Genomic DNA, 24,930 nt, shown 5'->3' with positions numbered 1-24,930 from the left:
AAGACCGCACTCGATCACCAAGCCCAGAAGTCCGAGGCCCTTGCACAATGGGCGGCAACCATAGAAGTTGCTAGGCCACCTTTCGATACGCTATATTGCGTGCCAGCCAGCACGACAATGTACCGCCCGTGACATGACCATCATCATTGCGTATCACAGTGAACGTCCAGCTGCCAGGAGCTGGCGCATCCATCGAACGCCGTGTGACAAGTTCCCAGACATCCTGCGCGACCGGGTAAAGAGGCTCCATCTGCCCGGTTCCTAGAAGGCCGGTGAACTGCATGCTGGCCGCGCCATCGCGGATTTCGATGCACATTTCGGTTTGCAGTTCCTCGGTTTCGTAGGTTCCAGCTGCATCCACGCTGCAAATCGCGGGCACTTCGGTAATCGGTTCAAGTTGGCGCTGCGTGTTTTCAGAGACGATGCCAAGTGTCAAAGCATCGCCCGCACGCTGCAGTCTGACACCCGGCGCAACAAGGCTGCCATCTTCGGCAAGCCTCAGCTGCGTTACATCTGTGAAATACTGGAAGTCGACCGTGCGGCGCCCGGGTGTGATGCGCGTCATCATTCCGCGGTCGTGATCGATCCAGGTCCCCGCCCATCCCTCTGGCAGAGGCCGCGACGCAGGCTCGGTCTTGCCCAAAGCGGCAGAGGCAATCTGCAGAGCACAGGCATGGGCATCGGCTTCGTGATTGAACATCACCACTACTGACAGGCGGACCTCAGGGCAGTACAGCCGGTGAATGCGAAAGCCGCGCAATGCACCGCCATGGCCGGTGACTGCAAGTGCACCGATGCGTTCATGGACAAGCCCAAAGCCGTACCAAGCCTGCGTGCCATCGCTGAAAGTGGGCTGTTTCGAAATGCGGGTATACAGTCCACTTTCGTCCTCACGCTGGGCATCAATCCAGTGTTCATATGCCATCATGTCACTCAGCGAGGCTGAAATACCCGCATCGCCACGCCAGTAGATGCCGTTATCGGCGGGCATGAAGCCATGATCCCCGTTGCCTTCATAGCCCACCACGCCATCCTCAGGGTGGCGTGTATCGGCGGTCAGAACAGCAGTTTTCATACCCGCAGGTCCCCAAATATGGGTCTGATACAGCGTCTCCAGATCCGAGCCCGTCTCGGCCTCGATCATCTCGCTCAGGATGCGGTAGTTGCAGTTGCAGTAGGAATAACTGGTGCCGGGGGGGAAATGCCCGCTGCGCATCTGGGCGATCATGGGCAGAGCGTCCTCTCGCCGGAAGGTCTGTTCGGCAAGCCCGCCGTGCAGCACCGTCAGCGCCCAGTAATCCCGCAGCCCGGACTGATTGTGGCACAGCTGGCGCACGGAGGGGAGTTCGGTGGCCAGATAGGGCAGAAAGGGCGGCAGTTTGCCGTCCAGCACCTCAGGCTCGCCAACCGCTGCCAGAAGGCTCGCACAGGTGAATTGCTTGGAGATCGAACAGATCGGCATCCGTGTGTCGACACTCATCGCGGTGCCACGCGCCAGATCGCTGTATCCCCAGGCGCGGCTTGCTACGACTTCGCCGTCTTTCAGGACACCGATCAGTCCACCCGGACCCTGAAACCGCTTTGGCACGGCGTTAATTGCGTCTTCCAACATGGCGCGGCTCAGGTAAATCATCGGGTTGGGTCCAGTGTCTGATCAAAAACTCAGCAGCTCTTAATTGATCGCCAGTGATTCGACCAAGGCAAGCCCTAAAATGCAACTAAGGGATGAATTTTAGGGCATCAGGCGCCGCGCTGCAAACACACTTGATTACTTTTTAGGCATATCGCGCGATCGACTGAGCTCTTATCACCGGTTTCACCATGGGGAAGGTGGGAACTTGTGTGTGAAAATCGCAGCGTGACACGGACAGCCTTCGGGCCCGCTGTCAGACTACGGGCTTAGAGACAAATATCGCGTGGCCTGACCCCGGCCCGCATCGGGCACGAGAGAATAGTTTGGACAAGAAAGGCAAGGACCGCCTCATGACAACTCACGAAGGTTTCGCCCCCTTTCGGTCTTGGAAGACATGGTACCGCGTCACCGGGGAGCTTACCTCTGACAAGACACCACTGATCGTGGCCCATGGGGGACCTGGCTGCACACATGACTACGTCGACAGCTTCAAGGCGCTGGCGCAGGACGGGCGCGCGGTGATCCATTACGATCAGCTGGGCAATGGAAAATCGACCCATCTGCCTGAAAAGGGGGCCGATTTCTGGACCGTAGATCTGTTCCTTGAAGAGCTTGAAAACCTGATCGCGCACTTGAAACTGGACGCGGGATACGACCTTCTCGGGCAATCCTGGGGGGGGATGCTGGGCGCGGAGTTCGCGATACGTCAGCCCGTCGGCCTGCGCGCCCTCATCATAGCGGATTCCCCGGCGTCCATGGAGATTTGGGCCGATGAGGCAAACCGCTTGCTGGCCGACCTGCCCCAGAATGTGCAGCAGACCTTGCGTGCGCATGAAGAGGCCGGAACCACCGACAGCGCAGCTTACAAGGAGGCGTCAAAGGTTTTCAGCACCCGCCATATATGCCGTCTGCAGCCGCTTCCGGACGATGTGCAGCGCACCAATGATGCAGTCGAAAGCGATCCGACAGTCTATCACACGATGATCGGCCCCAGCGAATTCCACATCCGGGGCACGCTGAAGACCTGGTCGGTCATCGACCGTCTGACAGCGATCGAAGTGCCAACCTTGCTGATTTCTGGGGCCTATGACGAAGCAACCCCGGCCACGATGCAACCGTTTCAAGACCTTATTCCCAACGTGCGCTGGCATGTTTTTCCAAATTCCAGCCACATGCCACACCTTGAGGAATTCGAGGACTGCATGCGGGTTCTCGGTGACTTTCTGGCGCAGTGTGACGCCTCTTCCCCGCAACCAGATGTGGCCCGCGCCTGATGGCATCCTGAACGGGGCCCCAGGACACTCTCATCACCTATTTTGAAAGGATAAGTATATGGACCTCATGGCTATTTCTAAGACAGGTCGACGTGGTAGCGCGCTCGCCCGCCTTGCGATCACGGCAGCAATGATTCCCGCAGTCGTGCCCGCCTTGGCACAGGCGCAGGACGCTCATCGCGGTGGCACGATGCACCTGATGGCCGTGGCCTCTGGCGGAACGCTCGACCCGCAGATCAACTACACCGCGCAGTTCTGGCAGCTCTACAGCGCCACCTACGACGGCCTGGTGGCGTTCAAGAAGGCTGATGGGCCCGAAAGCAACACCGTCGTGCCTGACCTGGCCGCCGAAATGCCGACCGTAAGCGCTGATGGCAAGACTTATACCTTCACCCTGCGCAAGGGCGTGAAGTTCTCCAACGGCGACGACGTCACGACGGAGGATGTAGTCGCTTCCCTGCGGCGGATCTTCAAGGTCAGCAGTCCCACTTCCGGCAGCTTCTACAATGGCATCGTGGGCGCGGAAGACTGCCTTTCCAGCCCCGCAGATTGCACCCTAGAAGGAGGCGTCATCGCGGACGGCACTGCCAATACGGTGACGATCAACCTGGTCGCAGCAGATCCCGAGTTTCTGTTCAAGCTCAGCGCGCCGCATGCCTCGATCCTACCCAAGGGCACAGCATCGAAGGACATGGGCAACACGCCGATCCCCGGAACCGGGACCTACATGTTCACCTCCTACGATGCCAACAATTCCCTGACGATGGAACGCAATCCCCACTTCGTGGAGTGGAGCGTGGATGCCCAGCCCGAAGGCTATGCCGACACGATCGAATACAAGTTTGGCGGCACCGAGGAATCCGCGGTCAACGCCGTCATGAACGGCCAGGCTGACTGGAGCTTCGATCCTCTGCCCGCCGACCGACTGGCCGAGCTGAGCACCAATGCCACCGATCAGCTGCATGTACATGCGCAATCAGCCTGGTGGTATGCACCGATGAACGTGAACATCTCGCCCTTCAACGATGTGCGTGCGCGTCAAGCGCTGAACTATGCCGTCGACCGCAATGCGCTGGTATCGGTCTTCGGCGGACCGGCTCTTGCCCAGCCGGTGTGCCAGATCCTGCCGCCAGATTTCCCCGGTCATGAAGACAGCTGCATTTACACCCAAGATCCGGGCGACACGTGGAGTGCGCCGGATATGGACAAGGCACGTGCGCTGGTCGCGGAAAGCGGCACAAAGGGTGAAAAGGTGAATGTTGTCACCGAGGACAACGCCGCATCGCGTGGTGTAGGCACCTATCTGCAGTCGGTTCTGAGCGATCTGGGCTATGACGCGACGGTGCAGACCGTCTCTGGTGACATCCAGTTCACCTATATCCAGAACACCAACAACAACGTGCAGATCTCGGTTACCCAGTGGTACATGGACTACCCGGCCGCCTCCAACTTTCTGAACGTTCTGTTCGGCTGCGGCTCGTTCCACCCGGGCTCGGATTCCTCCATCAACATCGCGGGTTTCTGTGACGAGGAGATCGATGCGCGCATGAAGGCAGCCATGACCCTCGGCGCGACCGACCCTGAGGCCGCCAACGCGGAGTGGGCCAAGATCGACAACGCAGTCATGGAAAAAGCCCCGGCTGTCCCCCTGTTCACGCCGCGTCGCCTCGACCTTCTGTCCGAGCGCGTCGGCAACTTCGAGTATTCCAGCCTGTTCAACTGGCTGATTGCCAAGTCCTGGGTTCAGTGAAAGGTCTAGAATGACTTCGGTCTCCACCGATAAATTGCCGCCCTCCCCGATCGGGGAGGGCGTTTCAGCCCCTGATGGTCCCTGGAAGCGTCTCTTGGCAGGGTTGCTGAGCAGTCCGACCGCTGTACTGTCCGGGATTGGGTTGATTTTGATCTTGATCGCGGTCCTTCTAGCCCCGCTCTACGCCAATCACGTGGCCCATACGGACCCTTTCCGATCTGGTCTGAGCGCCAAAATCGAGGTTGAGGGCAAGACGGTCCCGGTCATGCAACGCTCTACCGAAGGGCTGGGGCTTGGCGTGACGCCGATCGGCCCCACTTGGTCAGGCGAATACATGCTGGGAGCTGATACCCAAGGGCGTGATGTCATGGCACGGATGCTCTACGGCGGTCGCAGCTCCTTGCTGATTGCTGCAGCGTCGACCGTGCTGACGCTGGCCCTTGCTGCGATCATCGGCGTTGCGGCGGGGTACACGGGCGGGTTGGTCGATGGCGTTCTGTCCAACCTGATCGACATGATGTGGGCCTTTCCCGTCTATCTTCTGGCGATCTCTCTCTCCATCGTGATGATCGGCAAGACATTCGTGCTGGGCCCGATAGAGCTTTCGTCGTCCAGCCTGATCATTCCAATCACGATCATTGGCCTCGTCTATGTGCCCTATGTCGCACGGCCCGTGCGCGGCCGCGTCATGACGATCAAGAACAGCGAATTCGTGCTGGCCGCACGCGGTCTTGGGGTCAGGCGGCACCGCATCCTGATGCGCCATATCCTGCCCAACGTGTTGTCGACCCTGATTGTTTTTGCGCCGATGCTAACGGCGCTGAACATCGTCACGGAAAGCGCTCTGTCCTTTCTATCAGTCGGGGTACAAGCGCCGAACGCCAGCTGGGGGACCATCCTGCAGGACGGCCAGTCACTGCTTTATTCACGCCCCACGGTGGCCCTTGCGCCCGGGATCGCGATCATGGTCACAGTTCTGCTGCTCAATCTGTTTGGCGATGTCCTGCGTGACGTCCTGGACCCCAAATCTGCTAGGGGCCGCTGATGCTGACGATTTTTCTGTCACGCCTTCTGCGGATGGTCATCGTGATGCTCGGCATTAGTGTGATCACCTTCCTGATCTTCTTTGCCACCCCAGGCTCGGACCCCGCAGCGCGGATCGCCGGGCGGAACGCGGCGCCTGAAACCATCGCTGCCGTGCGCCATGATTTCGGCCTCGACCGACCACTGTATGTGCAGTACGGCCTGATGATGGATCGCCTGTTCATCACGCGCGACCTGACATCATTTGCCAACCGCGGGCAGAAAATTGTCCCGACCATCATGTCTGCTGCCCCGGCAACCCTGTCGCTGGTGGCAGGTGCCGCGATCTTGTGGATGGCCCTTGGTGCAACCACCGGGATCATCGCTGCAGCCTTCAGGAACCGCCTGCCAGACAAGATCTTGATGGGCGCGTCGATGATGGCCGTCGCGATGCCCGTCTTCTGGGTGGGCGAGATGATCAACCTAGTTACGCAAAGCCGCCTGCATGACACATGGGCATTTTCATGGGTGCCGCCACTTGGCTACGTTCCCCTTACATCGGACCCTGCAGGCTGGTTCTTTGCGCTGGTCTTTCCATGGATCTGCCTGGCGCTGATGTATATCGGGCTCTATGGGCGCATGCTACGGACCGGCATCATCGAAACCTATCAGGAAGACTACATTCGAACAGCCCGGTCCAAGGGGTTGAGCGCGCGCCGCGTCCTGCTGAAACATGCAACGCGCACCGCGATCATTCCGATTGTCATCATGTTCGGCATGGATTTCGGCGTGCTTGTCGGCGGCGCAGCCGTTCTGACTGAGGTGGTGTTCGGCATAAATGGTGTGGGCCGCCTGACCTATCAGGCTCTCAAGGCGCTCGACCTGCCGATGATCATGGCAACGGTGCTCTATGCATCGTTCTTTGTTGTGGTGGCGAATGCGATCGTCGACGTGCTCTGCGTCATGATAGATCCACGAATGAGGCAGAAATGACCAAGTCTAGCGAAAAAACCCCAGCTCCGGTTCTGTCCGTACGTGGCCTGAGCGTGTCATTCCGTGGCGCGCGGGGCGTCTGGAGCGAGGTCGTGCGCGGCCTTGACCTAGAGATAGGCGCCGGTGAGACCGTGGCGCTAGTCGGAGAATCCGGATCCGGCAAAAGCGTCACTTCTATGGCAATCACGCGCCTGCTGGACCCAGAGACCAGCAGGTTGGGCGGTAGTATCCTTCTGGATGGCCAAGATATTTTGGCGCTGAGTGAAGAGGATATGGTGTCCCGAATTCGCGGCCAGAAGGTTGCAATGATCTTTCAGGAGCCGATGACCAGCCTGCACCCGATCTACACCATCGGTGACCAGATCACCGAAGCGCTGACAGTGCATAGCCCGATGTCAAAGGCCCAGGCGCGCAAACAGGCGATCGAACTGATGCAGCGCGTGCGAATCCCCAATGCCGAAGCGCGCATATCTGATTTTCCGCACGCCTTCTCCGGCGGTATGCGCCAGCGCGTGATGATCGCGATGGCCCTTGCTTCGCGTCCCAAGCTGCTGATTGCGGATGAGCCGACGACCGCGCTGGACGTCACCGTTCAGGGCGAGATTCTGGATCTGCTGAAGGATCTGCAGGAAGAATTCGGCATGGCCATGCTGTTTATCACCCATGACATGGGAGTGGTGGCCGAGGTCGCGGATCGCACTGTGGTGATGCTACGCGGCGACATGGTGGAAAGTGGCACGACGGCGCAGATCTTTGACGCGCCGGTGCAGCCCTATACCAAGGGTCTTCTGGCCAGCGTTCCAAAGCTGGGCACCATGCGGGGTGAACCCGTGCCGCTGCGCTTTCCGGTGGTCAACATGGCTAATGGCTCTGTCACGCCCGGCACCAAGCTGGATCGCACACCCGACACCGCGGCACCCTTGCTCAAGATCCGCGATCTGGTGACCCGGTTCGACATGCGCGGCGGATTGCTGCAGCGTCGGGTCGCCCAGGTGCATGCGGTCGAGGATGTGTCCTTCGACATCTATCCGGGCGAAACCCTGTCGTTGGTCGGGGAATCCGGCTGCGGCAAGTCCACGACGGGCAAGTCTTTGATCCAGTTGTCCGGGGGACGCAGTTCCGGCAGCGTCGACCTGAGTGGGACCGAGCTGTTCGACACCAGCGGCGAAAAGCTGCGCCGCCTGCGTCGGCGCATCCAGATGATCCCGCAGGACCCCTTGGCCAGCCTTAGCCCCCGAATGACGATCTCAGAGGCGCTCACCGAGCCGTTTCTGGAACATCGCATGGGCAGCCGCGCCGAGGCCCTCCAGAAGGCCGAAAGGCTGATGCGTCAGGTCGGCCTCCAGCCCGATATGCTGGCGCGTTTCCCGCATGAGTTCTCAGGCGGTCAGCGGCAGCGCCTGTGCGTAGCGCGGGCGTTGATGCTGGATCCGGAAATAATCATCGCAGATGAATCCGTGTCAGCGTTGGATGTTTCGGTCAAGGCGCAGGTCGTCAATTTGCTGATGGATATCCAGCAGAACCTCGGGATCGCCTTCCTTTTCATTTCTCATGACATCGCGGTGGTCGAACGGATCAGCCATCGCATTGCGGTGATGTATCTTGGCGAAATTGTCGAAATTGGACCGCGTTCTGCGATCATGGAGCGTCCGGCGCATCCCTATACCCGTCGGCTGATCGAGGCTGTCGCCGTTCCTGATCCCTCGCGCCGCCACAGCCGCCGCAGTCAAGAACCGCAGGAGCTGAAGACGCCCTTGCACCCGATGTCCTATGTGCCGCCGAAGCGCCGCTATATCGAAATCGCACCCGGTCATCTGGTGCGCGATGACGTGACTACAGCCGCCTGAAGGCACGAAAACTCGGCGGGCAGGGCGTGATGCTCACTTTTCCCCCGCCCGACGCCGGGTCGGATAGTGTTCTACGCGACGCCTCTGGAGATCCACTCTTCCAGCGCAAGAACACCAAAGCCAAGTGCGCCACGTCGTGCTAGCGGCGTATCCGCTTCACGGATCTCCTTGCCTGCAATGTCCAGATGCATCCATGGCAGATCCATCGTGAAATGGCGCAGGAAGGCTGCGGCATAAGGGGCATCGCCGTCGTCCAGATCACGGGCATGCTGGCGCAGGTCGGCCACCGGGGATTTCAGACCCTCGTCGTAGGCGTGATCCAGAGGCAGCGGCCAGAAGCGTTCGCCTGTTATTTCACCTGCAGCCACCATTTGACTGCCCAGATCGGTCGAAGTGGCGAAGACGCCCGCGAACACCTGCCCCAGCCCCTGCATCACCGAATGGGTCAGCGTCGCCAGATCCACCATGACCCGTGGTTTGAACTGCGAGGCTGTGTAATACAGGATATCCGACAGAACCATGCGGCCTTCGCAGTCAGTGTCATAGACCTCAACCGTCTTGCCGGACATCGTCGTCACAATATCCCCCGGCTTGTAGGAATTGCCGGACAGCATGTTTTCTGCAACCCCAAGCACGCCGACGATGTTCTCCGGACTCTTCTGCAACGCCAGCGTCAGCATCGCCCCGATCACCGCCGCCGCGCCGCCCATATCCCCTCGCATGTCGAACATACCCTCAGATGGCTTGATGATCAGCCCGCCTGCGTCAAAGCAGATTCCCTTGCCCACCAGTCCGATCGGCGCCTCGCTCGGCGCTCCTCCATTATAGCGCAATACGATCACCTTTGGCTTGCGCGCAGAGCCGTTGCCAACCGCCAGCAGTGCGTTCATGCCAAGGCGCTCCAGCTCCTCCGTTTCAAGAATCTTGATTTCGATGCCGGCCTCCCGCAGCGGTGTCAGATAGCTGGAGAAGTTGTCCGGGTGCAGATGGCTGGCGGGAAAATTGACCATCGAGCGCGCCAAGCTGACGCCGGAATGAATAGCATCCGCTCGCGCACACAGATCCAGATCGAAATCGCTGTCCACCTGCAAATCCAGATCGAACGCGATCTCGCACTGGGGCATCAATTCGAAACGATAGTTGCGCAGACGCAGGCCCAGCAACATCCGCATCAGAATCTGCTCGCCCGTGATCGCGGTGCCCGCTGGCAGCTCGAACAGCAGCCTGGCTGCCGTAACGCCGCGCTCTTCAACAAAAGCCGCAAGCGCGGCCCCCACCTTGCAGGACACCAGCGCCCCGAGTTCTGACGCCTCGCCCAGCCCGACCACGATGATCCTACCCGTTTCAGCGCCCAGAACATCCAGACAGGCGCCTTGCTTGCCCGTGAATGCTGCGGCTTTAATGGCATGCCCTATCGCACCATGGATTTGCCCGTCCAGCGCCCGGGCACGCGGGCCAAGACCTCCATCCTGTGCAAGCATAATGATGTGAACATGAGGCGCCGCGTATGAAGCCGCGTCACTTTGCGGAAATTTCGAGATTTTAACTGTCATTGTTTCATTTCCGGTAAAACTGGGGACATTCTCTTGACCTGCACCCGATCCTTTATAGGTCAAATCGCACGAGTGAAGTACAGCAACACACAGCCGACGACCTGAGGGGCAATGCAGATCCGATCAATATGCCGCCCAACTGTACGGGTTGCCACCCGGATAATCTCTTGAAAGGTGAACTTTCGTCTAAACGAGATGAGCCATATTAAAAGGGTTTTGTCATGTTTTTTTGGAATGCCGCGAGTAATGTGCTGCAGCGCTATCATACCTGTATTTCAGCGGCATAGCCGCTCAACAGGTTGAAGGCCTCTACGGAGCGCGCCTTGCCATCGTTTGACGCACGCTCAGAGGTCGTCACCGATCAGGCACAAGCTTCTCGGCAGTAAAAACTATCTGTTCATGGGTTTGGAAGGTGACGGCATAGCCGCAGCGATCGCCTACACGCTCATCGAAACTGGCCGCATGAACAGCGTTAATCTAGAAGCTTGGCTCACCGAGGTTCTCGAGCGTTCAGCATATCACAAGATCGACTGCATCGACGAACTCGCGCCCTAGAGCTTGACGCCACAATAGGCCTTATGCGCCGCAAGACCGCGCGGATACCTTCCACAGAAGCTTATATTCTAAGCATGCGGGAACGAAATCTGCTTACACACGTTGACTAGAGAGTGCCTACATCCCTTCAAATGAAGATTGCAAGCATTCGGCATCACCCTTTGAGGAAGATGGAATTCTTATGCCAGTTTATTTGCATTCAATAGCGCCAGCGCTTCCTCCACACTGCCTCAAGCAGGCTGATGTTCAGGACCGGGCGGCGACAATTTTCGGCCGAAAATACGAACATTTTGATCGCCTCTCGGCATCTTTTGCGAACGCCGGAATCGATAGTCGTTATTCGGTTGTTCCGATCGACTGGTTCGCGCAAGCTCACAACTGGCAGGATCGCAACGCGGCCTATATCTCTGGCGCAAAGGCGCTTTTTATTGATGCGGCAAATGCCGCCTTGCAAGAGGCTGGTTGGAGCGGATCTGAGGTGGATTGTGTGGTGACAGTGTCGTCGACGGGCATTGCGACGCCGACACTGGACGCCCAAGCATTTTCTGAAATGGGCTTCCGTCAGGATATAATGCGGATTCCGCTGTTCGGCCTTGGATGCGCTGGTGGCGTGTCTGGGCTCTCGGTTGCGCAATCCATTGCGACGGCCAGGCCGGGATCAAAGGTGCTGCTTGTCGTGGTCGAAACCTGCTCTTTATCCTTCCGCTCTGACCGCTTGCAAAAGGCTGACATCATCGCGGCTGTCCTTTTCGGGGATGGGGCCGCAGCCGCCTGCATCAGTTCTGACAAGTCCAGCGGCAAGGCGGTTGTGGAGCTACACCCGGGCTACCAGACAATGTGGCCCAAAACTCTGGGCATCATGGGCTGGGATGTGGATGAATCCGGGCTTGGGGTGGTTTTCGATCGATCAATTCCGTCCTTTGTGAAGGCAGAGTTTGCCGAAGCGACCAGCAAGGCGCTGAACGCGGCCAACCTGAACCACAACCAGATCGACCGGTACGTCTGTCATCCAGGCGGCGCGAAAGTGGTGGATGCCATAGAAAACGCCCTGCATCTGGATCAGGGCAGTCTTGATGCCGAACGTCAAACGCTGCGTGCAGCGGGCAACATGTCCGCGCCGACGGTCATGTTTGTGATGAAGGCAGTTCTTGATGCCGGGACAAGCGGTCAGATGATGGCCTGTGCTCTTGGACCGGGCTTCACCGCCTCCTACCTGCCCTTTCATGTGACGGCAAAGGCGGCATGATGCAGACAACCACGCTTCTTTTTCTTGGGTTTATTGTGGTGCAGCGGCTGAGCGAGCTGGTCATCGCAAAAATCAATACCGCCCGGTTGCTTGAAAGAGGTGCGTACGAGGTAGGCCGCGGACATTACCCCGTTATGGTTGCGATGCATGCTGCATGGCTGGGGTGTCTGCTGATATTCGGCTATGATCAGCACATGAATTTTGCGTGGCTTAGCGTCTTTGTGGGTCTGCAGCTGTTTCGGCTCTGGATACTGGGCACCTTGGGGGCACGCTGGACAACCAGGATCATCATATTGGATGCGCCACTGGTGCAGCATGGGCCGTTCAGATATCTCAAGCATCCTAACTATGTTCTTGTTGTTGCGGAACTGATGGTGGCCCCCATGGTCCTTGGCCTGGTCTGGATCGCCGCGCTTTTTACCGTTTTGAATGCCGCAATGCTCTGGGTCAGAATTGGTGTTGAAGGCAAGGCGCTCGTGCCATTGCGCCGGGGCTGACATTGTCACTCGGTATCGGATTTGGTGCTGAACGGCTGGGACTGGCGGTACTTCGGTGGCCAAAAACAGCTGCGACAATGCTTGTTGCGATACTTGTGGTGATTGGTGCCAGCCTTCCCAATCTGCGATTTGACGACGACATCAACCGGGTGTTCCTGTCAGACAGCGCTCTTTCCGATGCGCAGCGCAGCTATGAGGCGGCGCAGGATCCTCCGATCAGCACAGTCATCGCCTATGTCCGCTCGGCTGCCCCCATGACCTCGGTCGAGCTGACCGCGTTTCGCGATGCCACGCTTGAGATTGAGTTCATCGACGGGGTGGTCGGAGTTGTCTCTCCTTTCATCTTGAGGATGAGTCCTGACGAGGGCGCACCAAATGGGCAGCCGGTTTTTCCCGCAGAGATACTGCCGGATTATGGCGCAGATATCGGCAAGTTCCGCGCCCTTGGTACGGGGCTGCCGATCTTTATCAATGATGAGAATACAGCGCTTCTTATCACTGTGACGGTGGATCTTGGACAAACCAAGGTTCGGGAGGTCCTGCCGCTCTTGCGATCAGAGATCGACGGCGCGCTCTCTGCCGACATGTCGCTGGTCCTGACAGGGGAGGACGCGATAAATCTTGAAATTGTGAATGGCCTGAAAGGCGATCTGCTTTCGCTGAACATCTGGGGCGCGCTGCTGGTGGCATTCGCTGCGTTGGTCCTGCTGCAGGATCTGCGCATGGTCCTGCTTGCCGTCGTCCCGGCCGTTTGCGGTGCGGTGAGTGTTCTGGCGCTGTCAGTCTGGCTGGGTTATCCGATCACGGTGCTGAGCAATGTCATCCCGATCCTGTTGCTGGTTCTGGGCGTTGCGGACGGTGTGCATCTGGCGGGTGATTTAAAAACGTCTAAAGGCGATCCGGCAGACACTGTACGTCGTGTCGGGCCGGCATGTGCCCTCACCGCGCTGACCACAGCCGCCGCTTTTGCAAGTGTGATGCTCACCGGCAATGCCCAGCTGTTCGAATTCGCACTCTTGGGCGCCGTAGGAACCGTGATGGCCTTCGCCATGACAATCACGGCATTCGCGCTCCTGGCCATGATCATCAGACCTTCTGACCGACCCATACCGCAATTCGCATCCCGCGGGGCGAACACTTTGGCAGAGGTGGGGTCGCGCTTTCCCAAGACGGTTATCTTGGCGTCGATTGCTTTGCTGTGTCTGTCGGTCGCAGGGTATCTGCAGACAACCCCTTGGTTTCCTTTGTACCAGAACCTCCCTGACAACAGCACGACCGTCGCAGCAAATGATGCCATATCCAAGGATTTTGGCGGCGTCTTCAGGATGATTGTCGAGGTCTACGGCGATTGGGAAAAGACACGGACCCTGTCCCAGACGCTGAGTGACATTGCAGGCCCTGACGCCGTTCTGTCAGAGGTGAATTTCGCCCGCTGGCTCGGCACGCCGGACACCGAACCCAGTCCAGAACAACTTGCGACCCTGCCGATCGCGCTCATCCAGGAAATCCGGCCAGACACCTCCGTCCACAGAATTTTCGTGTCCATACCCGAACCGATGCGCGATGAGGACAGCTTGCGCACCTTCGATGCTCTCTATGCGGCGGCGGCGGGGGGCGGTGCTGACCGTATCATCGGCCTGCCGACTATCATGAGGTTCGAGGCCGTCGGCCTGATTTCCGAATTGTCGCGAGGACTTCTGGCCGCCGCAATCGGCGCTACACTGATCGTTGCACTGGCTTTCAGGTCTCTGCGGCTCATTCCCGTTCTGGCGTTGCCCAATCTCCTCCCGCTCATGATCACCGGCGCGTCGCTCCACCTTTGGGCGCGCGGAGAGCTGACGCCTACAGCCGTTCTGGCGCTCACGATTGCCTTTGGCATCGCGATTGACGACACGGTGCATTTCATCAGCCGATACTCTGATGCACGCAGCCGGGGCGAGGCCCCGCGGGCCGCTGTGGCATTGGCCACGCGCGATGCTGGTCAGGTGATGGTTCTGACCACGATTTTGCTAAGCGTCGGTCTTTGCGTCACACTTGCCAGCGGGTTCTTTCCCATCCGTTTGTTCGGGGGAATGATGATCGTAACGCTTTTGGTCGCGTTGGTGTTCGATCTGTTGCTTTTGCCCGCGCTCCTGTCGCGAAAGGACCCGTTTCATGATAGCTATTAAAACCATCATGGCAGTTTGCTTCGCATTGAGTCTCAGCAATGCCGCTGCCGATCCTCTCGGCGACATGGATGGCCATTGGACCGGATCGGGCTGGGCGCGTGAAACGCCTGACGGCCCTAAGGAAACCGTGCGTTGTCGGCTTGATAATCACTTTGACTCGGGGCAGCTGAAGCTGACAGTTTCCGGGCGTTGCGTTGTTCCAGGACGTAAGATCAGGCTATCGGGGGAAATCGAAGGGAAAGACGGCTCAGACCGCATTTCTGGTCACTGGTTCAATCCGGACGGCATTGGCAGTGCCGCCATTTCCGGTATCCAGCGGGAAAATCTCATCGCCTTCACCTTCCGAGCATGGGATCCCGCAACGGGTCGCAATCTTGCTCAAAACATCGAATGGCGGACTTCCGGCACGACGCTTTGGCTGAGGTCCACAGACCGTGAAGACCCTGAAATCACAATGTCAGATCTCGAGTTCTCTCGTTAGGGCCTGTGGGCAATCAAGTGTCCCATTTGGTTTGAATACCGATTCAACCTTCCCAACAGGAGGTTTGAATTAAGGAGCAGCGCTTTGTGGTGACGGATCGTGTATGGTACAGCTTGAGCCGCATTTGCCGGGTGAGGCCAGCAACTCGGGGCCACGGCAAAGAACAATCGCCTGTTTCTAGAGGCAGTTTTCTGGCGGGTTCGAACCGGTTTGCCATGGCGCGACTTGCCGCACTGCGCTTCAAGCTTGGCCTCAAGGCCAAATATATCGGGCTCCGCCCGATGGTAATTCCCGCAAAGGTCGCAGTTTTTCACCTCATCCGAAAGCTGCACGAGACAGAAAACGTGCTTGTCAAAGCAAATCTGATTTGGATCGCTAAAGCTCCTGCCCATGATGAATACTCAAATGGCGGCAGGATTTGTCCGTGGGATGGCCAGTAGCTCACCGTGACAAAAGCTCTCGCCCGACTTCATGGAACCCTTTTCCGCACCACCCGTTAATCACCGGACTACACGGCGGCGGTTCAGCATCACCGTGGACTAGATAAAGGCACAGGAGCCAGCGATGAAAACCATCCTCACCGTAAACGGCAAGCAGCATGAAGTGGGGCACGACTCGCGACGCACTCTCCTTGATACGCTGCGCGATGATCTTGGACTTCAAGGCACAAAGAAAGGTTGCGATCATGGCCAGTGCGGGGCCTGCACTGTTTTATTGAACGGTGAGCGCGTGAATTCCTGCCTGTGCCTCACCGCGATGCACGAAGGCGACGAGATCACGACAATTGAAGGGATTGGTTCGCCGGAACGGCTGTCGGCCCTGCAAAAGGCATTCGTCGAGAAGGACGGTTACCAGTGCGGCTATTGCACACCCGGTCAGATCATGTCAGCGACAGCAATGCTGAAGGAAATTTCCGAAGGCGCGCCGTCATACGTCAGCGATGACCTGGGCGCCCCGCATCTGAGCGATGAAGAGATGGCGGAACGCATGTCCGGCAATCTCTGCCGTTGCTCCGCCTATCCGTTGATCAGGGAAGCCATCGCCATGGCGGCGGAGGTGAAGAAATGAGACCGTTCGATTATTTCCGCGCGACAGCCACAGGTGACGCTGCGATGGCGTCCGGACAGATCATCGCAGGGGGGACAAATCTTCTGGACCTGATGAAGATCCAGGTCGTGAACCCTGAAACGCTTGTTGATATCACCCGCATTGAGGGCCTCTCAGAGATCGTATGCCACGGCGACGGACTGCGCATTGGCGCGCTCGTCACGAACACCGCATTGGCGCATGACACGCGGGTTCGGGCTGGCTGGCCCCTTTTATCCCGCGCGATCCTCGCCGGGGCTTCCGCGCAGATCCGCAACAAGGCCACCACTGGCGGCAACCTGTTGCAGCGTACGCGCTGCCCCTATTTCTACGACACCTCGCAGCCCTGCAACAAGCGCACGCCGGGCGAGGGTTGCGCGGCGCAAGGGGGGTCGGGGCGTATGCTTGCGATTTTCGGGACGTCCGAGCACTGCCTTGCGGCGCACCCGTCCGACATGGCGGTTGCTCTTACCGCGCTGCAGGCAGAGGTTGAAATCCGCGCCCGGAAAGGCGATTTACGCCGCATTCCGATACAGCAGCTCTACCGCGAACCGGGCGACCGCCCTGACCGCGACACGGTGCTGGAGGCGGGTGACATTATCACGGCGGTAATCCTGCCTGCTCCGCTGATCGGCAGCCGACAGGTCTATCGCAAGGTGCGCGATCGCGCATCCTACGCCTTTGGGCTTGTCTCTGTCGCCGCAGCCATCGAGATGGAAGGCGATACCATCATGCGCGCGCATCTCTCCTATGGCAGTGTCGCGCCGCATCCCTGGACGGACGATGCGGTGGCGGAAATGTTGGAAGGCCAAGCCGCCTCTGATGCTTTGTTCGCAAATGTAGCCGATGCTCTTATCTCTGAGGGAGCGCCGCACCCAGACACCGAGTACAAGCGCACATTGCTGCGCCGGACCTTCATCGCCACTCTGCGCCAGTTGACTGTGCTGGCGGACCGCTCAGGCACCGACATCGCGAGGACTCAGGCATGACCGACACTTTCACAATGGACAGCCCGCAGCCGCGCCTTCTGGATCAGACCGGGCAGGGCGTGGTCGGCACACCGATGAATCGCCCCGATGGCCCGCACAAGGTATCCGGTCGGGCGTCCTATACCGCCGACACTGTCATGGACAACGTGTTACATGGCGTGCTCGTGCGCGCGACAATTGCGCGTGGCAAGATCACAGGTATCGACAGGGATAGCATCAGGTCGATCCAAGGCGTCATCGACGTCATCACCGATCAACGGATGATCCGTAATCCTGCGCAGGGCATGGCCGGAGAAGCCCCTGTGCAGCCCGGCGATGCGGTTTACTATCATGGACAGCCCATCGCGCTGGTGGTTGCCGAGACTTTTGAGGGCGCGCGTGATGCGGCCCAGCGGCTTAATATCCGGTATGAGACTGAAAAAGCTTACGTCACGCCCGAGGGCACGCCAGACCGAGAGGTCGCAGACCCTGAAACCGCAGGTGACTTCGACGCTGCGTGGAAGGCTGCAGAGGTCAGAGTTGACCAGAAATACACGACCCCGTCCCACGCCGCCGCCGCGATGGAGCCGCATGCTGCAATCGCCGATTGGAAGGACGGCTCCGTCACCCTTCGCAGTTCGCTGCAGATGATCCGCTTCAACAAGAAAGAGCTGGCTGACACGCTCGGGATCGAACCCGCACAAGTGCGCATTCTGGCGCCCTTCGTGGGGGGCGGCTTCGGCTCAAAACTGGGACTGGGCCCGGAGGCGGCGGCGGCGGCCATCGCGTCGCAAAAGCTCGGCCGTCCGGTTCGGGTGGTGATGACGCGACAGACTGTGTTCGATTGCGTACTGCGCCGCTCAGAGACTGCGCAGCGTGTCCGCATTGGTGCGACGCAGGACGGCAGAATCACCGCGATTTCCCATGATGACACGGTTTCCAACCTCGATGGCGAGGGCTTTTCCGAGCCGGTCTCGCAAGCCTCGCAGTTCCTCTACGGCGCTGACGGGCTGAGCTTTACCCAAACCGTGGCGCGCATCGCGGCAACCCCGGCAGGATCTGTGCGTGCGCCTGGTGAGGCGGTGGGGATGCTCGGCTTCGAATCTGCAATGGATGAGCTCGCGGACAGTCTGGGGATCGACCCTGTGGAATTGCGCCTCAGGAATCTGCCGGACACCCATCCAATGGATGGGCGGGAGTTCAGCGTCCGTGGTCTTGCCGATTGTCTGCGCGAAGGCGCCGAGCAATTTGGCTGGGCGCAGCGCGGCACGGCAGGAACGCGGCGCGAGGGCGACTGGCTGATCGGCATGGGCATGGCCTCGGCAGCCCGCTCCAGTATGCTTGTGAAATCCGCGGCGCGCGTGCGCCTGACCGGTGATCGTGCAGTGGTGGAGACCGACATGACAGACATCGGTACCGGGACCTATGCAATCTTGGCGCAGATCGCGGCTGAAATGCTTGGCCTCTCGCCCGACAATGTAGAGGTCCGCCTGGGCAATTCCGATCTACCCGGCGCGTCTGGCTCTGGCGGCTCGTTCGGTGCGAACTCGGCAGGCTCGGCGACCTTCCTCGCCGCACGCAAGATCCGAGCCCGTCTCGCAGAACAACTGGGCTGCTCGGAGGACGATCTAACCCTGCAGGGGGGACGTGCCCGCGGCGGCAATCGCGAAATGGCACTGACTGATCTCGCGAGGGATGAAATGCAGGCTGAAGCCACCATTGAGTCGGGAATGACCGCCAAGAGCCACTTTTCGTCTGGGTTTGGTGCCCATTTTGCTGAGGTCGCCGTCAACGAATGGACTGGAGAGGTCCGTGTGCGGCGCATGTTGGGCGTGATGTCGATGGGCCGTATCCTCAACGAAAAGACGGCCCGCAGCCAAGCGCTTGGCGGAATGATCTGGGGTATAGGTGCAGCCCTGACCGAAGATATGCAGAGCGACCGTCGTGACGGCCATGTGGTGACCCGCGACCTTGCGAACTACCACGTGCCGTCTCATGCGGATGTTCCGGGTGACATGCAGGTTCTCTTCCTTGAGGAGCGCGACGACTGGGCGAACCCGATTCAGACCAAGGGCATCGGTGAGCTGGGAATTTCAGGTGCGGGCGCTGCCGTGCTGAATGCCATCGCTCACGCAACCGGGAAACGCATCTACGACTTCCCGGCGCTGCCGGACCGCGTGATCGCTGCTATGGAGGCTGCGCTCTGAAACGGCCGTCCGGGCCCCCGACAGTGCCATACCGGCATTGCACCTCTCGAGGGCCGGGCTGCGCGATCGTAGCCCGGCCGGACATGTGTCGGACATCTAACGTCCGCTAAACGTAAAGGTCACATAATTCATGTGGCTGCGAAAAGCTGCCTGTTCGTGGGACATCAAAATGGATTGAAAAACCTCTCAATGTAGAAACTTCGGGAGGGCCTTGAGCAAACAATGGGGAAAGTTCACGGAGGGTTCGGGCAACGGCTCCATCAGGCTTTCGCCGAGGTTATGCGTGACGTTTGAAACGGTCGAAACGTTGCCTGATGATGCTGAGAACGCTGCGTGCACTTGTGCTCTTTGTGCTTGTCATCGCCCAAAATGGGCCCGAGCGCGCATTGATCGGGCCGAGTTTGCAGTATGGAAATGTGCGGACTCGTTTTAATCATAAGGCTTGATGGTGCGATCCATTCTCAGGAATGGATGGAAGCATTATGGGTCACTTTCGCCAAGGAAGCGCCAAGTAGAGTCACCCGGCATTGGTTTGCACTGCAAACCATAAGACGGTACGCACGCCTTCAGAGGAGTAATACAGCGACCGTAGGTTTCGCTATCGCAGTTGAGCAAGGAGTTGGGGAGTGAGGAGGATAAAAAAACGATCCAGTGAATCGTTTTCCCGATGAACCTTAAAACCGTTGCGAAGTTAAGCAAGTGTGCGACGGTCGAGGACTTGAAGAGCGGACCGACGGAAAAGCGGTCGACAGTGCTGACGGAGGCTCAAGACGTTCAGCGGCTTCACGCCCTACGAATACATCTGCAAAATCTGGACTTCAGAGCGAGATCGTTTCATCGTAAATCCGATCCACCAAATGCCGTGACTGAATACCTAGAACTCATTTTTCCAGCCTGACTCGAGACCTATCGATATTCAGTTGTGATTTGGCTATGACATTGCTGGAAATCATAAAAGGCTTGAAACTCCATGGCAGACCAGAACACTCCAGATATCGTTTACACCAAGGTGGATGAAGCACCTGAACTGGCATCGGCGTCGTTTCTACCGGTCATCCGGACCTTTGCGGCAGCCGCGGACGTCTCGGTCGGCACACGCGACATTTCGCTGGCGGGACGCATCATCGCTGCATTCCCTGAAAACCTGACCGAGGCTCAGCGGCAAACTGACGATTTGGCCGTGCTGGGTGAGTTGGTGAAGACGCGCGAAGCAAACGTCATCAAGCTGCCGAATATCTCGGCCTCAGTGCCGCAGCTTGTCGCTGCGCTGAAGGAATTGCAGTCGCAAGGCTACGATCTGCCGGACTATCCCGAGAACCCGACGACGGACGGAGAAACGACAATTCGTGCGCGCTTTGACGCGATCAAAGGCTCAGCAGTGAACCCAGTGCTGCGCGAAGGTAACTCGGACCGCCGCGCGGCTGTCGCGGTGAAGAAATATGCCATGGCGAATCCGCATTCGATGGGTGTCTGGTCACCCGACAGCAAGACGCATGTCGCCACGATGGGCGCGGATGATTTTCGCGCCAACGAGACATCTGTGACCCTGACCGCCGCGCAGGCCGGTGCTGCACGCATCGAGCATGAGAGCAAGGACGGCACAATCACGGTGCTCAAGGACGCTGTGAACTTCCCCGCAGGGACGGTTGTGGATGCGACCTATATGTCCGCCAAGGCGCTGAGCGCGTTTCTGACCGAACAGATCGAGGCGACAAAGGCCGAAGGTGTGTTGTTCTCGATCCACCTCAAGGCCACGATGATGAAGGTGTCTGATCCGATCATCTTCGGCCATGCTGTGAAGGCATTCCTGAAACCGGTTTTTGACAAGTACGGCGGTGAACTGGACGCGGTCGGGGTCAATCCGAATTCCGGTCTTGGTGCCTTGCTCGACCTGGTCAAATCTGCCCCGAAGGCAGACGAGATCCTTGCCGAGATTGACGCCCTGATGACAACGCGTCCGCCGCTTTATATGGTGAATTCCGATAAGGGCATTACCAATCTGCACGTGCCTTCTGACGTCATTATCGACGCGTCGATCCCCGCGCTGATCCGCGCGGGCGGCAAGGGCTGGGGCCCCGACGGCAAGGAACACGATACCAATTGCGTGATCCCCGACAGTTCCTACGCGGTCGTCTATGACGAGGCGATCAAGGACTGCAAGGCGAACGGCGCGCTGGACCCTTCTACCGCTGGCACGGTCCAGAATGTCGGCCTGATGGCGCAGAAGGCCGAGGAATACGGCTCGCACCCCACCACGTTCGAAATCCCGGCCGACGGTGTGGTGCGGATGATCGCAGCCAATGGCGACGTGCTGCACGAGCACACCGTCGAGGCGGGCGATATCTGGCGCTCGGCCTCGACCAGGCAGGCACCGATCGAAGACTGGGTGCAGCTTGCAATTGACCGCCAAGCGATTGAGGGCTGCGAGGCGATCTTCTGGCTCGACGAAGCGCGCGCGCATGACGCTGAACTGATCAAGTACGTGAAGCCGCTGCTTGAAGCAAAGGGCGTGTCGGACAAGTTCCGCATTCTTTCCCCGGCCGAGGCGACGCGCGTTTCCTTCGACACGATCCGTGCTGGCAAAACCTCAATCGCGATCACCGGCAACGTTTTGCGGGACTACCTGACCGACCTGTTCCCGATCCTGGAACTTGGCACCTCTGCAAAGATGCTGTCTATCGTGAAGCTGATGAACGGTGGCGGTATGTTCGAGACCGGGGCAGGCGGCTCTGCGCCCAAGCATGTGCAGCAACTCGTCGAGCAGAACCACCTGCGCTGGGATTCTCTTGGTGAATTCTGCGCGCTGGGGGAAAGCCTGAAGTTCCTCGCAGAGGTCAAGGGCAACGCCAAGGCGAAGGTGCTGGGCCACGCGGTCGATGTCGCAACACAGGGTATCCTCGATAATGACAAATCCCCGGGCCGTAAGGTCGGCCAGCCGGACAACCGCGCGAGCCACTACTACTTTGCGCTCTATTGGGCTCAGGCGCTGGCCGAACAGACGGACGATGCCAACATGGCCGCGCATTTTGCACCCATCGCCAAGGCGCTGGCCGAGAACGAGACGGCCATCCTAGCGGAGCTTACTGCCGATGCAGGCAAGCCTGCCGATACCGGCGGGTACTATCACACCGATCCGGCCAAGACCGCATCGGTGATGAAGCCGTCGCCGACGCTGAACAAGATCATCGGCTGATACACGAAGAAGCCCCGCCAGAGACATTCTGGCGGGGCTTTTCTTGCTGTATCGGGTCTCAGTTTCCCGGTTACCGCTTGGCCGCGTAATAGGCGACCTTGCGTTCCAGAAAGGCCAGGAATTCGGAGATCGAGAAGGCCAGTGCGAAAAGCACGATGAGAACCGCCCAGAAGTGGCTCATCAGAAAGTTCGTCGCGTAAAGTTCGAACAGCGCTCCGAAGCCGACGATCGAGATCAGAAGCTGGCCGATGATCACGCCCTTCACCGCCCGGATCACCCCGATCCGCACGCCGCCGAGGATCTCGGGCAGGGCGGCCCAGAAGTAGATCTTCACGAAGGCATCCATCGGCGTTGCGCCGAAGCTTATCGCCATTTCGACGAGCGAGCGGTTGATCTGGCGAACCCCGGCGCGGGTGTTCAGGATGATGATCCAGATACCGAAGAGCGTGGTGGTGATGACGATTGATGTCATGCCGAAGCCGAACAGCACCATCAGCACCGGCACCAGGGCTGTGAGCGGCGCGCTGACGAAGATGTTCACCCAAGGCAGCAGTAATTCATCCAGCAGGCGACTTTTTCCCATCAGTATGCCGACAGGAATTCCGATCGCGATGGAAAAGAACACACCTGCGAGAAACGCCTGCGCCGTCTCGGACAGTGCGGCGAGAAAGGCTGGTGTGCCGATGATCTTGAACAGAGTCACAAAGACTTCGGACAGCGGCGGAATGAAAAAAGTGGCGCCGGTCCGTCCAACGATCTCCCACAGCAGGGCCCAGATCAGAAGAGACGACATCGCAGGAAGCTTGTGTCCGTAAACTCTCATCTTTTTCCCCTATTCGACATAATTGCGCAGGGAGGCCCAGATTTCGTCGACGATATCGAGGTATTCTGGGTCGCGGCGGATATTGTCTATGCCTTTGGCACGGAAGTTTGACGGGCGTATGATCTCGTGAACCCGGCTGGGGCGGGGCAGCAGGATCGCGATCTGATCCGAGACATAGACCGCCTCTTCGATGGAATGGGTCACGAAGATGAAAGTCTTGTTCTCATTCGCGACGAGCGCGAGCAGATCCTCCTGAAACTTGCGCCGGGTCTGTTCGTCGACGGCAGAGAATGGCTCGTCCAGCAGCAGAACCTGGGCATCGACCGAAAGAGCGCGCGCCAGACCGACCCGCTGGCGCATACCGCCGGAAAGCTCGTGGGGAAAGCTGTGCTCGAACCCGGCAAGCCCGACATCTTTGATGTACTTCTCGGCCTTCGCCTCGCGTTCCGATTTAGCGACGCCGCGCAATTCGAGCCCGAAGGCCACGTTGCGCAGCACGCTCGCCCAGGGCAGCAGTGCGAAGTCCTGAAACACGAAGGCGCGGTTGGGGCCAGGACCGGTCACCGCCTTGCCGTTCACGATGATCTCGCCGCTATCGGCTTTCAGAAGCCCCGCAATGATCTTGAGCAGGGTCGTCTTGCCGCAGCCCGACGGCCCCAGCAGCGAGGTCAGCTGTCCACGCGGGAACTCCAGTGACATGTTCTTGAGAGCTTCAACAGCGCCGTAATTCTTGGAGACGCCGCGCACGGTAACGGCATTGTCCTGAGCAGACGGGTGGGCGTCGACAAAAGCCTGACTAGTCTGTGACATAACCACGGTCATTCCCTTCAAAGAGTATATTTTCTATTTTTTCCAGCAGGTTCAGAAACAGGACCGCCAGAAGGATGATCGAGAAGATCGCTGCATACATGCTGGGATAATCCGCGATCGACCGGCTGTAGCTGATGATGTCGCCGACACCGGTCGGCGTGATTTTGAGTTCTGCGAGGATCGCACCTATGAAGCCGGCGGATACGCCAAGGCGCAATCCGGAAAAGATCACCGGTGAGGCGGCGGGGATGATGATTTTGAGCAGCACATGATGATCCTTGGCCATGAAAGAGCGCCCCATTTCCTTAAGAGATTCCGGGGTGTTGCGCACCGCGCCGCTCGTGTTGAGCACGATGACGGGCATCGCCATGATGCACACCACGAAGACCTTGGAGGTGAGACCGATGCCGTAGGCCATGACCAGCAGGGGGATCAGGGCGGCGAGGGGGGCTGCCTGCATTACGATGAAGATCGGCGAGAACAACCACTCGAACTTCTCGCTGAGACCTATCCACAGGCCCAAGCCGATGCCCAGAACGGTCGAGATCGCCACGCCAACAATCAGCGGCTTCAGTGTCTCGGCGTAAGCCACGAAGATACTGCCATCCAGCGTCATGCGCAGCAGCGAGCTCATAGATTCAAGGAAGGTGGGAAAGGCATAGCTGACGGGAATGCGCCCGGCGACTTCCCAGGCACCAAAGACAAGCACCGCCGAGAGGATCTTGAGGAGCAGGGATCTGTTTTTCATGACGCCTCTGTTTCGAATTCGTTTGGACAGAATTGCGATGCGCCCACGGCCGGACCATCGGCCGCGGGCAGGAGA

Annotated in this window: 19 protein-coding genes and 3 pseudogenes; 17 read left to right on the top strand and 5 right to left on the bottom strand. The window is 58.9% G+C overall.

The genetic code is table 11. The features are described 5' to 3' along the window. Positions 1-70: 70 nt before the first annotated feature. Positions 71-1,630, bottom strand: a complete 1,560-nt coding sequence (locus P775_RS03485; RefSeq protein WP_425439877.1) for a D-aminopeptidase — start codon at positions 1,628-1,630, stop codon at positions 71-73. A gap of 353 nt (positions 1,631-1,983) precedes the next feature. Here P775_RS03485 and P775_RS03480 point away from each other — a divergent pair, with 353 nt between their 5' ends. The 5 genes from P775_RS03480 to P775_RS03460 all read left to right on the top strand — a co-directional run bounded on the left by P775_RS03480 (position 1,984) and on the right by P775_RS03460 (position 8,520). After that, positions 1,984-2,907 carry a proline iminopeptidase-family hydrolase gene (locus P775_RS03480; RefSeq protein WP_099909658.1) on the top strand — a complete coding sequence of 308 codons (924 nt, stop codon included), beginning with the start codon at positions 1,984-1,986 and terminating at the stop codon, positions 2,905-2,907. A 58-nt stretch (positions 2,908-2,965) separates the two neighbouring features. Then, complete coding sequence (locus P775_RS03475; protein ID WP_218967613.1) at positions 2,966-4,657, top strand: ABC transporter substrate-binding protein; 1,692 nt, start codon at positions 2,966-2,968, stop codon at positions 4,655-4,657. Positions 4,658-4,811: 154 nt separating this feature from the next. After that, a complete protein-coding gene (locus P775_RS03470) occupies positions 4,812-5,702 on the top strand; it encodes an ABC transporter permease (RefSeq protein WP_245875550.1) in 891 nt (296 codons plus the stop codon). Then, a complete protein-coding gene (locus P775_RS03465) occupies positions 5,702-6,673 on the top strand; it encodes an ABC transporter permease (protein WP_099909656.1) in 972 nt (323 codons plus the stop codon). The genes P775_RS03470 and P775_RS03465 overlap by 1 nt, the downstream gene beginning before the upstream one ends. Then, a complete protein-coding gene (locus P775_RS03460) occupies positions 6,670-8,520 on the top strand; it encodes an ABC transporter ATP-binding protein (protein WP_099909655.1) in 1,851 nt (616 codons plus the stop codon). The genes P775_RS03465 and P775_RS03460 overlap by 4 nt, the downstream gene beginning before the upstream one ends. 71 nt (positions 8,521-8,591) lie before the next feature. On the opposite strand, the gene P775_RS03455 is transcribed toward P775_RS03460, so the two are convergent. Next, positions 8,592-10,073, bottom strand: a complete 1,482-nt coding sequence (locus P775_RS03455) for a leucyl aminopeptidase family protein (RefSeq protein ID WP_099909654.1) — start codon at positions 10,071-10,073, stop codon at positions 8,592-8,594. Positions 10,074-10,433: 360 nt separating this feature from the next. On the opposite strand from P775_RS03455, the pseudogene P775_RS03450 reads away from it, so the two are divergent. The 12 genes and pseudogenes from P775_RS03450 to P775_RS03400 form a co-directional block, all read left to right on the top strand. Then, positions 10,434-10,628: pseudogene (locus P775_RS03450) on the top strand (transposase domain-containing protein); the annotation flags it as partial. A gap of 181 nt (positions 10,629-10,809) precedes the next feature. Then, positions 10,810-11,874, top strand: coding sequence for a type III polyketide synthase (locus P775_RS03445; RefSeq protein ID WP_099909653.1), 1,065 nt, complete (start codon positions 10,810-10,812; stop codon positions 11,872-11,874). Next, entirely contained in the window at positions 11,871-12,371 is a 501-nt protein-coding gene (locus P775_RS03440; RefSeq protein ID WP_342749631.1) for an isoprenylcysteine carboxyl methyltransferase family protein, read from the top strand. The genes P775_RS03445 and P775_RS03440 overlap by 4 nt, the downstream gene beginning before the upstream one ends. 77 nt (positions 12,372-12,448) lie before the next feature. Then, positions 12,449-14,539: an efflux RND transporter permease subunit gene (locus tag P775_RS03435; RefSeq protein WP_099909651.1), complete on the top strand. Its 2,091-nt coding sequence runs from the start codon at positions 12,449-12,451 to the stop codon at positions 14,537-14,539. Continuing rightward, a complete protein-coding gene (locus tag P775_RS03430) occupies positions 14,526-15,020 on the top strand; it encodes a hypothetical protein (RefSeq protein ID WP_245875549.1) in 495 nt (164 codons plus the stop codon). The genes P775_RS03435 and P775_RS03430 overlap by 14 nt, the downstream gene beginning before the upstream one ends. Positions 15,021-15,088: 68 nt before the next feature. Beyond that, a pseudogene (locus P775_RS28760) lies at positions 15,089-15,251 on the top strand (transposase); the annotation flags it as partial. Continuing rightward, positions 15,236-15,460: a hypothetical protein gene (locus P775_RS29550; protein ID WP_425439876.1), complete on the top strand. Its 225-nt coding sequence runs from the start codon at positions 15,236-15,238 to the stop codon at positions 15,458-15,460. The pseudogene P775_RS28760 and the gene P775_RS29550, both read left to right, overlap by 16 nt. Before the next feature lie 124 nt (positions 15,461-15,584). After that, positions 15,585-16,088: a 2Fe-2S iron-sulfur cluster-binding protein gene (locus P775_RS03420; protein ID WP_099909650.1), complete on the top strand. Its 504-nt coding sequence runs from the start codon at positions 15,585-15,587 to the stop codon at positions 16,086-16,088. Then, positions 16,085-17,095: an FAD binding domain-containing protein gene (locus tag P775_RS03415; protein ID WP_099909649.1), complete on the top strand. Its 1,011-nt coding sequence runs from the start codon at positions 16,085-16,087 to the stop codon at positions 17,093-17,095. The genes P775_RS03420 and P775_RS03415 overlap by 4 nt, the downstream gene beginning before the upstream one ends. Then, complete coding sequence (locus P775_RS03410; RefSeq protein WP_099909648.1) at positions 17,092-19,281, top strand: xanthine dehydrogenase family protein molybdopterin-binding subunit; 2,190 nt, start codon at positions 17,092-17,094, stop codon at positions 19,279-19,281. Before P775_RS03415 ends, P775_RS03410 begins: the two co-directional genes overlap by 4 nt. A 758-nt stretch (positions 19,282-20,039) precedes the next feature. Next, positions 20,040-20,147: pseudogene (locus P775_RS03405) on the top strand (IS481 family transposase); the annotation flags it as partial. 104 nt (positions 20,148-20,251) lie between these two features. Continuing rightward, complete coding sequence (locus tag P775_RS03400; protein WP_099909647.1) at positions 20,252-22,474, top strand: NADP-dependent isocitrate dehydrogenase; 2,223 nt, start codon at positions 20,252-20,254, stop codon at positions 22,472-22,474. A gap of 70 nt (positions 22,475-22,544) precedes the next feature. Here the strand turns inward: P775_RS03400 and P775_RS03395 are convergent, their stop codons facing one another. From P775_RS03395 to P775_RS03385, 3 genes are read right to left on the bottom strand one after another with little or no spacing between them, the layout of a single operon-like run. Next, on the bottom strand, positions 22,545-23,297 hold the full coding sequence (locus P775_RS03395) for an ABC transporter permease (protein ID WP_099909646.1): 753 nt from the start codon (positions 23,295-23,297) through the stop codon (positions 22,545-22,547). Positions 23,298-23,306: 9 nt separating this feature from the next. Further along, complete coding sequence (locus P775_RS03390; protein ID WP_245875548.1) at positions 23,307-24,107, bottom strand: ABC transporter ATP-binding protein; 801 nt, start codon at positions 24,105-24,107, stop codon at positions 23,307-23,309. After that, complete coding sequence (locus P775_RS03385; RefSeq protein ID WP_099909644.1) at positions 24,094-24,855, bottom strand: ABC transporter permease; 762 nt, start codon at positions 24,853-24,855, stop codon at positions 24,094-24,096. The genes P775_RS03390 and P775_RS03385 overlap by 14 nt, the downstream gene beginning before the upstream one ends. Positions 24,856-24,930 lie beyond the last annotated feature (75 nt).

This window comes from Puniceibacterium antarcticum (assembly GCF_002760615.1).
GTDB lineage: Bacteria > Pseudomonadota > Alphaproteobacteria > Rhodobacterales > Rhodobacteraceae > Puniceibacterium > Puniceibacterium antarcticum.
This window is presented reverse-complemented; position numbering and strand designations above follow the sequence as displayed.